Annotated in this window: 10 protein-coding genes; 8 read left to right on the forward strand and 2 right to left on the reverse strand. The window is 49.2% G+C overall.

The window, feature by feature from the left end; translation table 11 throughout:
- Window positions 1–708 precede the first annotated feature (708 nt).
- A complete protein-coding gene (locus tag PCH02S_RS34935) occupies window positions 709–1,812 on the forward strand; it encodes a hypothetical protein (protein ID WP_127458715.1) in 1,104 nt (367 codons plus the stop codon).
- Between the two features lie 59 nt (window positions 1,813–1,871).
- On the opposite strand, the gene PCH02S_RS34940 is transcribed toward PCH02S_RS34935, so the two are convergent.
- Entirely contained in the window at window positions 1,872–2,816 is a 945-nt protein-coding gene (locus tag PCH02S_RS34940) for a metallophosphoesterase family protein (protein ID WP_164819847.1), read from the reverse strand.
- 268 nt (window positions 2,817–3,084) lie between these two features.
- On the opposite strand from PCH02S_RS34940, the gene PCH02S_RS34945 reads away from it, so the two are divergent.
- The 3 genes from PCH02S_RS34945 to PCH02S_RS34955 are packed head-to-tail and all read left to right on the forward strand — an operon-like array spanning window position 3,085 to window position 5,029.
- Complete coding sequence (locus PCH02S_RS34945; protein WP_127458717.1) at window positions 3,085–3,453, forward strand: GntR family transcriptional regulator; 369 nt, start codon at window positions 3,085–3,087, stop codon at window positions 3,451–3,453.
- Entirely contained in the window at window positions 3,453–4,349 is an 897-nt protein-coding gene (locus PCH02S_RS34950; RefSeq protein WP_174806860.1) for an ABC transporter ATP-binding protein, read from the forward strand. The genes PCH02S_RS34945 and PCH02S_RS34950 overlap by 1 nt, the downstream gene beginning before the upstream one ends.
- Complete coding sequence (locus PCH02S_RS34955) at window positions 4,346–5,029, forward strand: hypothetical protein (RefSeq protein ID WP_127458719.1); 684 nt, start codon at window positions 4,346–4,348, stop codon at window positions 5,027–5,029. The genes PCH02S_RS34950 and PCH02S_RS34955 overlap by 4 nt, the downstream gene beginning before the upstream one ends.
- Before the next feature lie 42 nt (window positions 5,030–5,071).
- Here PCH02S_RS34955 and PCH02S_RS34960 read toward each other — a convergent pair whose 3' ends face one another.
- On the reverse strand, window positions 5,072–5,302 hold the full coding sequence (locus PCH02S_RS34960; protein WP_127458720.1) for a spore germination protein: 231 nt from the start codon (window positions 5,300–5,302) through the stop codon (window positions 5,072–5,074).
- Window positions 5,303–5,516: 214 nt separating this feature from the next.
- Between PCH02S_RS34960 and PCH02S_RS34965 the strand changes: the two genes are divergently transcribed.
- The 4 genes from PCH02S_RS34965 to PCH02S_RS34980 all read left to right on the forward strand — a co-directional run.
- A complete protein-coding gene (locus PCH02S_RS34965) occupies window positions 5,517–5,813 on the forward strand; it encodes a LiaF transmembrane domain-containing protein (protein ID WP_127458721.1) in 297 nt (98 codons plus the stop codon).
- A gap of 39 nt (window positions 5,814–5,852) precedes the next feature.
- Window positions 5,853–6,548 (forward strand): PspA/IM30 family protein, encoded by a 696-nt coding sequence (locus tag PCH02S_RS34970; protein WP_127458722.1) that lies wholly within the window; start codon window positions 5,853–5,855, stop codon window positions 6,546–6,548.
- Entirely contained in the window at window positions 6,517–6,981 is a 465-nt protein-coding gene (locus PCH02S_RS34975) for a PspC domain-containing protein (protein ID WP_127458723.1), read from the forward strand. Before PCH02S_RS34970 ends, PCH02S_RS34975 begins: the two co-directional genes overlap by 32 nt.
- A gap of 3 nt (window positions 6,982–6,984) precedes the next feature.
- The coding region (locus PCH02S_RS34980) for a PspA/IM30 family protein (protein ID WP_164819848.1) at window positions 6,985–7,587 on the forward strand (603 nt) is incomplete at its 3' end.

The following is a 7,587-nucleotide window of genomic DNA, read 5'->3' on the forward strand; positions in this document are numbered from 1 at the left end:
TAGTTAAAGTACCTGAACCCCACCGATAGTAGTTAACTAGTTAAAGTACCTGAACCCCACCGATAGTAGCTAACTAGTTAAAGTACCTGAATCGCACCAAAAGTAGCTAACTAGTTAAGTATCTGAATCGCATCAAAAGTAGCCAATTAGTTAAGTATCTGAATCGCACCAAAAGTAGTCAGCTAGTTAAAGTGCCTGAATCCCACCAATAGCCGCTCACCAATCAGCCCGCCCCTAACGCCACTCTCCCTGAGACTCCTCCAATCCCCAATCCCGGCCGCACACGAGCCAGAACCAGAATCAGAACTCGCCCTCGCCAGCAGTCCCGAGCTTGAAACGAAGGGAACTACAGGGCCTTAATTGAGCGAAATGAACTCATTCCAGCTTTTGAAGGAACTACAGGGCTCTATTTCCCCTCCAAAGCTTACCTACAAGCCGATATCGCTAAAATAGCGCCCCCCAGTTCCCTTTGACTAGTCAAAACACGGATTCCACGCAGAATAGCGCTCTGTAGTTCCCCTACAGAGTCTGCCCATGCACTTTTTCACCAAATGAGCATGCGGTGATCAGTTTCCTTTTTCAGCCAATTCTCAGATACTTCTCAACCAACATTCAGTTTGTACTCAGATGTAATTCAGGTAAGGCATCTATACTAGGTTTTGTAAGGAACAAACAAAAAAATAATTGAAAGAAAAGGTGGAACACACGATGAAAAATATCTCCAGAAAAATTCTTACAGGTTCATTGATCGCTTCTTTTGTACTTGGTGTTGGTTTTGTTGGAGCCCTACATAATCAAGCCTATGCAGATACGATAAGCCCTTCCGCAAACGACATGAGTCAAAAAGCAGGCTTTGGCAAAGGAGGAAAAGGGTTCGGAGATCGCGGCGGCTTCCACGGCGGGAACGTGCTGAAAGAAACAGCAACTATCCTGGGTGTTGAGGAAAGCGCTGTGCAAGAGGCATTGAAAGCAGGCAAAACATTGGCTGCATTCGCAGAAGAGAAAGGCCTGACGAAAGAAGACTACTTGCAAAAGCTGGTCGCAGCGGAGACAACATCCATCACGGATCAAGTAACTGCGGGTAAATTGACGCAAGAGCAAGCGGACAAAATTATCTCCGGTCTCTCTGACCGATTAACGAAGCAAATCGACGGAACAGGGTTCAAAGGCGGCTTCGGAGGCGGTTTCCCGGGTGGTTTCCCGGGCGGCGACCGAGGTGGAAGAGGACCTGGTGGCGACAAACTCGTTGAGGAAACGGCTACCATCCTTAGCGTTGAGCCAAGCGCTGTGCAAGAAGCTTTAAAAGCAGGCAAAACTCTATCAGCATTCGCAGTTGAAAAAGGCCTGACAGAAGCGGACTTCGTGGCGAAGTTAGTCGCTGCTGAAACAACAGCGATTAACGCGGAAGTTACAGCTGGCAAGCTGACACAAGAGCAAGCGGATAAAATGCTGGCTGACCTTTCCGATCGCATTACGAAAGAAGTGCAAAACACTCGTCCAGAAGGCGGACCTGAAGGCAGAGGCGGTGATCACCGCGGTCCTGGAGGTCCTGGAATGTTCGGCAACCCTGAAGCACTGACACAGATTCTGGGCATTACTCAAGATGAACTGAGAACGGAGCTGGAAGCAGGGAAATCCATTGCTGACGTGGCTTCTGCCAAAGGCATCAGCGAAGATGATCTGATCAGCAAAATCAAAGACAGTTTGACGGATAGCATCAAAAAACAAGTCGAACAAAAAGGCCCTGTTGGCCCTAAGGGCAAACCTGCCAAAGAAGCAGCAGCAGCTGCTACTTCGGCAGCAACGAACTAATCGAATACAAAAGCCGCACTCCTTTCCCGTTGATTCGGGATATGGGAGTGCGGCTTTTTTTATTTGACGTCGTAGCCTTTCGCGATGGAAGGCTCAATCCAACGTTTCGTCGTATGCTCACGACGCATGATCACCACGCGGTCCTTGTAGACGTCCACGAGGAGACTCTGGCTGACGCCAATCGTCTCCGGTTCGTTCTGCGCGTTCCATACCTCGCGGATGGAAGCGCTGGAAGCGGCCAGAAACTTCAGCTGCTTGACTTGGTTGGTCGTCTCCAGGTTCCAGTGGGTATGGCCGCTGAACAAAATAACATTCGGGTGCTCATCCAGCAGCGCCCGCAGCTCCTGGTGCTGGACGACGCCCAGCTCCCGGTCTGTCCCATCCAGCGTCTGCGGCAGCGGCTGGTGGAGGAACACGAACACGGGCTTGCCGGCATCCGCCGTGCCCGCGACGGCAAGCCGATCGCGCAGCCAGGCGAGCTGCTCGGCCGAGAGGAACGCATCCTCCTTATAGGAGGCGTTCACGTCACGATACGCTTCCCCGCTAAGGAAGAGGAAGCGGTAACCCTCCACGATAAGCTCGTGGTACGGCTTGTCGTAGCCCCACACGCGGTCGAATAACGCGACCGCTTGTTTACTGGACCAGGCTGGATTCATCTTCGATGTATCCATGCCACCCTCCGGCGTACGCCATACGCCGTAGTAGTCGTGGTTGCCCATGGTCGCGTGCACAGGAGCATGCGGCTGGCTGCTGAGCAGCCCCATCAAGCTGCGATAGTCGCCTTCGGTGCCGCCCGTCAGGTCGCCGTTGAGCACCAGCAGCTTGCTCTCCGGGCGCAGCTTGTGGTGATCGGCCAGCGCGCGGCTGAGCAGCAGCTGGGATACTTGATCCGTGTTTACGATATGGGTATCGCTAAGCACGGAGAAGGAAAATAGTGGGGCTCCCTGCAGGGTAGAGGGAGCCTCATTTATTTGGTTTTCGGCCAGGTAGCTTGCACGCTGCACGTCTTGTGTCCTTGACTCCGCACTATAGGCGGTGACTGGCGTTGATACGAGCAGCAGGGCAGCGAAAGTTAGACGTATTTTAGAGAAAAACATAGGCGAATTACCTTTCATGGAGTAGTTGAAAGACAGTTTGTTTCTAGTGGTATTCCCAGTTTGCAGGGGATTTATGTTTGAAAGGGTGCCCAAAATACACAATGCCTGTTGACAATAGGGTGCTTTGGTTGTATGGTTAATTACATGAGTAACTAACCAATGTGGTGGTGAGGAAATGGGTTTGACGATGGACGATAGCCGCCCGATTTTTGTGCAGATCGCGGAACGGATTGAAGATGACATAATTGAAGCAAGAATGCCGGAAGAATCGCAGGTGCCTTCTACGAATCAATTCGCAGCTTTTTATCAAATTAATCCGGCGACCGCGGCGAAAGGCGTTAATTTGTTGGTGGACCAAGGCATTTTGTATAAGAAACGCGGGATTGGCATGTTTGTAGCGGAGGGAGCGCGAACGAAGCTGATGGAGAAGAGAAAAGAATTATTTTATGAACAGTATGTTGTGGCGATGGTGAAAGAAGCTGAAAAGCTAGGTATCACGGTGGAACAGCTAACTGAAATGGTGCGAAGAGGAGGGAAAGTGTGATGACCCACATCGTGGAAGTGAACGGGTTAACGAAGTCTTATAGGAACGTAACGGCGGTTGATCAGGTTAGCTTCAAGATAGAAGCGAATAAAATCTATGGTTTACTGGGGAGAAATGGTGCAGGGAAAACTACAATCATGCATATTCTTTCCGCCCAGCAGTTTTCTACCAGCGGCGAGTTGAAGGTATTTGGCGAAAACCCCTATGAAAATAGCCGTGTTTTGAATCAAATTTGCTTCATTAAGGAAAGCCAGAGATATCCGGAGGGTTATCGTGTTGCCGATGTGATGGAGATTGCTAAAACACTTTACCCGGAGTGGGACGAAACGTATGCCAAGTCATTAATTGAAGATTTTCGGTTGCCTTTGAAAAGAAGAGTGAAAAAGTTGTCCAGAGGGATGCTTTCTTCCGTGGGTATTGTGGTTGGTTTGGCCAGCCGCGCGCCGTTAACCATATTTGATGAGCCGTATTTAGGCTTGGACGCCGTGGCAAGAGCCTTATTTTATGATCGCTTGCTGGAGGATTACGCGGAGTATCCGCGTACGGTGATCTTGTCTACGCATTTGATCGACGAAGTAAGCCGTCTGCTTGAGCATATTTTGGTCATTGATAATGGACAGTTGATTCTCGATGAAGATGCGGATGCGCTGCGCGGCCGCGCTTGCACAGTATCTGGGTTGGCTACGGCGATCGACGCATTCTCAAGAGACAAGGAAGTGCTGGAGCGTCAGTATATTGGTGCTGCTGCAACAGCCACGATTCTGGGGACTTTAACGGATCATGATCGGAGAGAAGCGGAGTCGCTAGGGCTGGAGTTTGCGCCGGTATCCCTGCAGCAGCTCATTGTGCATCTGACACGTACACCACTTGTGGGGAAGGGGTCTGAGCGGGTATGAATCGAGTAAGTAACGTCATTAAGCTTCACATGCGGAATAAAATGTCATGGTTAGTCGTCCCATGGATCATTCTTGGCTTGAACTTTGTTATCAGTTTTTTCATTGCACTATCCCTGAATGAGGGAGAAACGATGAACACAGGCGGCCTTGCTTCCATATTCATTTACACGTTAGTTTCAGGCGCCGTAACCATCAAAGATACATTCCCTTTTGCTTTGGGACTCAGCATCCGTAGGAAGGATTACTTCGTCGGAACAGCATTGACGACTTTCCTGTACAGCATTTGTACAGCGGCACTGCTTATGATTTTGTCATTCATTGAAGAAAGTACCGGTGGATGGGGAGTTCGTTTGCATATTTTCAAAATCGCTTTTTTGGGAGATACTTCGCCCATTGCAGTTTTCGGTATTTATTTGATTCTCCTGCTGCAAATGTACTTTCTGGGGTTTGCCACCTCCAGCATTCATAGGCGTTTCGGAGCGTTAGGTATGTTAATTTTTTTCGCTGTAACTTTTCTGATAGGTACTGGTGGATCTATGTTACTATCCCAATTTGGAATGTGGGGAAGTATCTTTTCATGGATCGGCCAACATTATCTGGAGCTATTTTGGTGGATGGTGCCTTTAGTTGCGGTTTATATGCTAGCAGCATATGGCTTGTTGCGCAGGGCAGCGGCTTAATGGAAATGAACCCGGGAATTTGTTCCCGGGTTCATTTTTGCGTTACACCACATTATTCGTATTCGTATCAATAAGATCCGGATCACTCGTATTGGCACTGCCGTTTAGGACATTCTGGACACTTCCGAAGCTATCCCCCGGAGAAAATGAGTTGGCGCCCGCATAGATCTTGGAATTACTCGACAGCCGTATTAAGGCGGTATCCCCAAACTGGACATTCGAACCCGAGTTCACACTTAGAATTTTGACACCGCCATAGACCACTGAAGGCATTGGTTCGGCCCCCTTCCCACTCACTTGTTATTGTATGTATACGGCAGCCTATCTGCCACCGTAATATTTCCGGTCTGAACAGAGGTCGTAGATGCGCCCCGACTAAGGTCTAGTATGAAATACCGTCCGCGGTCCGTTTTGGAAAAGCTCGATTTTACCTAGAATAAAGACATGAACAAGAGCACAGCACATAACGAAAGGCGGTGACGAAATCATGAAAAGAAATACAGGCTTAGCCGCTCTGCTAATCGCATTCGGCGCACTGATTCTGCTTAACAAGTTGGGACTTCACATGGGACCCTTTATCGGTTCGGTGATGGGATACCTGATCCCGATTGGTATGGTCGGTCTAGGATATATTGGCATTCAGAATGGCAATAAATTCGGTTGGCTGATTGCAGGGATCGGCGGTGTGATCCTGGTTGGCAAATTAGCCGGCTGGATCATCATTCTTCTGGCGATTGGATTGATTGGTTACGGGGTTTCGATGTTGACAAGAAGAACCGTGTAAATAGGATGGCAAAACAGAGTGGAAAAGGTGGTATGAGAGATGAGCCTATTGAGGCGTATGAGAGACATTACCGTAGCATCCCTGAATGAACATTTGGAACGGTCCGAAGATCCGGTTCGCTTGATCGACCAATACTTAGCTGCTCAGCGCGAACAGCTTCAGCAATCCGAGAGGCTGTACCAGCAATGCGTCACTCACGCAGCTTCGCTAAGGCAGCAATATCTGACGGCGTTAGAAACCAAAGAGAAGCGCGAGCAGCAAGCGCTCCTGGCTTTGAAAGCCGGCGAAGAACATATGGCGCGGATTGTGCTTCAAGAGAAGCTGCAAGCTGAGGAGAAAAGCGAGCAATATCGCGAATTGTATGAGCAAGCCAAGCAATCCATCCTGGACTTGGATGAAGAGCTGCAGCAGCTCAAAGCAGATTACAAAGAAGTGGCAGATAAACGCAGCTACTACCTGGCCCGAATGGAATCCGCTCGCTTGCAGCAGAGATTGCATGCTCGCAGCAGCGTGTCGCAGGATGCGTCACCACGGATGTTCGGCCGCTTGGAAGAGCGCGTATCCGATATGGAGCTTCATGCAAGAACGCTCCGAGATGTACGGCGTATGGGCCGCGAAAGCTACTACGGTGCGGGCAATCCGGCTGTAGACGCTGAACTTGAGGCGCTACGCAATAGGCTGAATCAGGAGGGAACAAACAATCATGAGCAAAATATACCGCTCACGAAGAGATAAAAAAGTAACCGGTCTTTGCGGCGGACTCGCCGAAGCTATGAACGTTGATGCTACATTACTAAGACTGCTAGTGGTCATCACAACATTTTTCACAGGTGGAACAGTCATTTTCATCTACTTTATCGCCGCCATTGTGATTCCGAAGGAGCCTGGCTACGAGCATCCGCCTTTTGATCCTTATGCCGGCTCGTATGCCCGCCCTCCGTACAACGGTGGTTGGAACACGACGGCTCACAAGCCGCACCCTGGTCACGTGCCGCCGCATCATGCAGGCTACAACGCGCCTTACGAGGCAAGCAAAACCAATAACATTGATGAAATGATGAAAGATATCGAGAAGAAAGCTCTGCAAAGAGAAGTGGAAGAATTAAGAGCCAAAGTCGCCCGTTTTGAACAACAACAACCAATTGATATTAAAAAAGGAGACGTGTAAACCATGGGAGTATTTACAAGAATGAAGGATATGACAAAAGCATCAATTCACGAGGTATTGGATAAAATTGAGGATCCGATCGTTATGTTAAATCAGTATCTGCGCGACATGGAGCAGGAAATTGCCCAGGCTGAAGTAACAGTGGCTCGACAAATTGCAAGTGAGCGCAAATTGAAACAACGCCTTGAGGAGTCCGTTCGTCTAGTAGCTGATCGTGAAGCGAAAGCTTCCACAGCAATCAAAAACGGCCAAGAAGCCATCGCCCGCCAAGCGGTTGAAGAAAAATTGTACCATGAAGATAAAATTGTTGAGTATACGGATTTATATGCTTCTGCCAAAGCGCATGCTGATGAACTGACACAACAGCTTCATGAAATGAAAGATGAGTTCTACAAAATGCGCAACAAACGCAACGAGCTTGTATCCCGTGCTCAGCTTGCAAAAGCGAAAAAACAAATGGCGCAGGTTTCCTACAACGGTGTAATCGAAAGCGGCAACGCATCCCGTGGCTTCCAACGCATGGAAGAGAAAATCATTCAACTGGAAGTTGAAGCGGAAATCGCACGCAAGCCATACGTACCGGCTGGTACGGTAGGCAGCTACACA

The sequence above is a fragment of the Paenibacillus chondroitinus NBRC 15376 genome (assembly GCF_004000765.1).
Taxonomy (GTDB): Bacteria; Bacillota; Bacilli; order Paenibacillales; family NBRC-103111; genus Paenibacillus_E; species Paenibacillus_E chondroitinus.

Coding starts and splice junctions, on each gene's coding strand:
- PCH02S_RS34945 (WP_127458717.1), top strand. CDS start 3,085: ATGGGTTTGACGATGGACGATAGCCGCCCGATTTTTGTGCAGATCGCG.
- PCH02S_RS34955 (WP_127458719.1), top strand. CDS start 4,346: ATGAATCGAGTAAGTAACGTCATTAAGCTTCACATGCGGAATAAAATG.
- PCH02S_RS34975 (WP_127458723.1), top strand. CDS start 6,517: ATGAGCAAAATATACCGCTCACGAAGAGATAAAAAAGTAACCGGTCTT.
- PCH02S_RS34965 (WP_127458721.1), top strand. CDS start 5,517: ATGAAAAGAAATACAGGCTTAGCCGCTCTGCTAATCGCATTCGGCGCA.
- PCH02S_RS34935 (WP_127458715.1), top strand. CDS start 709: ATGAAAAATATCTCCAGAAAAATTCTTACAGGTTCATTGATCGCTTCT.
- PCH02S_RS34950 (WP_174806860.1), top strand. CDS start 3,453: ATGACCCACATCGTGGAAGTGAACGGGTTAACGAAGTCTTATAGGAAC.
- PCH02S_RS34970 (WP_127458722.1), top strand. CDS start 5,853: ATGAGCCTATTGAGGCGTATGAGAGACATTACCGTAGCATCCCTGAAT.
- PCH02S_RS34960 (WP_127458720.1), bottom strand. CDS start 5,302: ATGCCTTCAGTGGTCTATGGCGGTGTCAAAATTCTAAGTGTGAACTCG.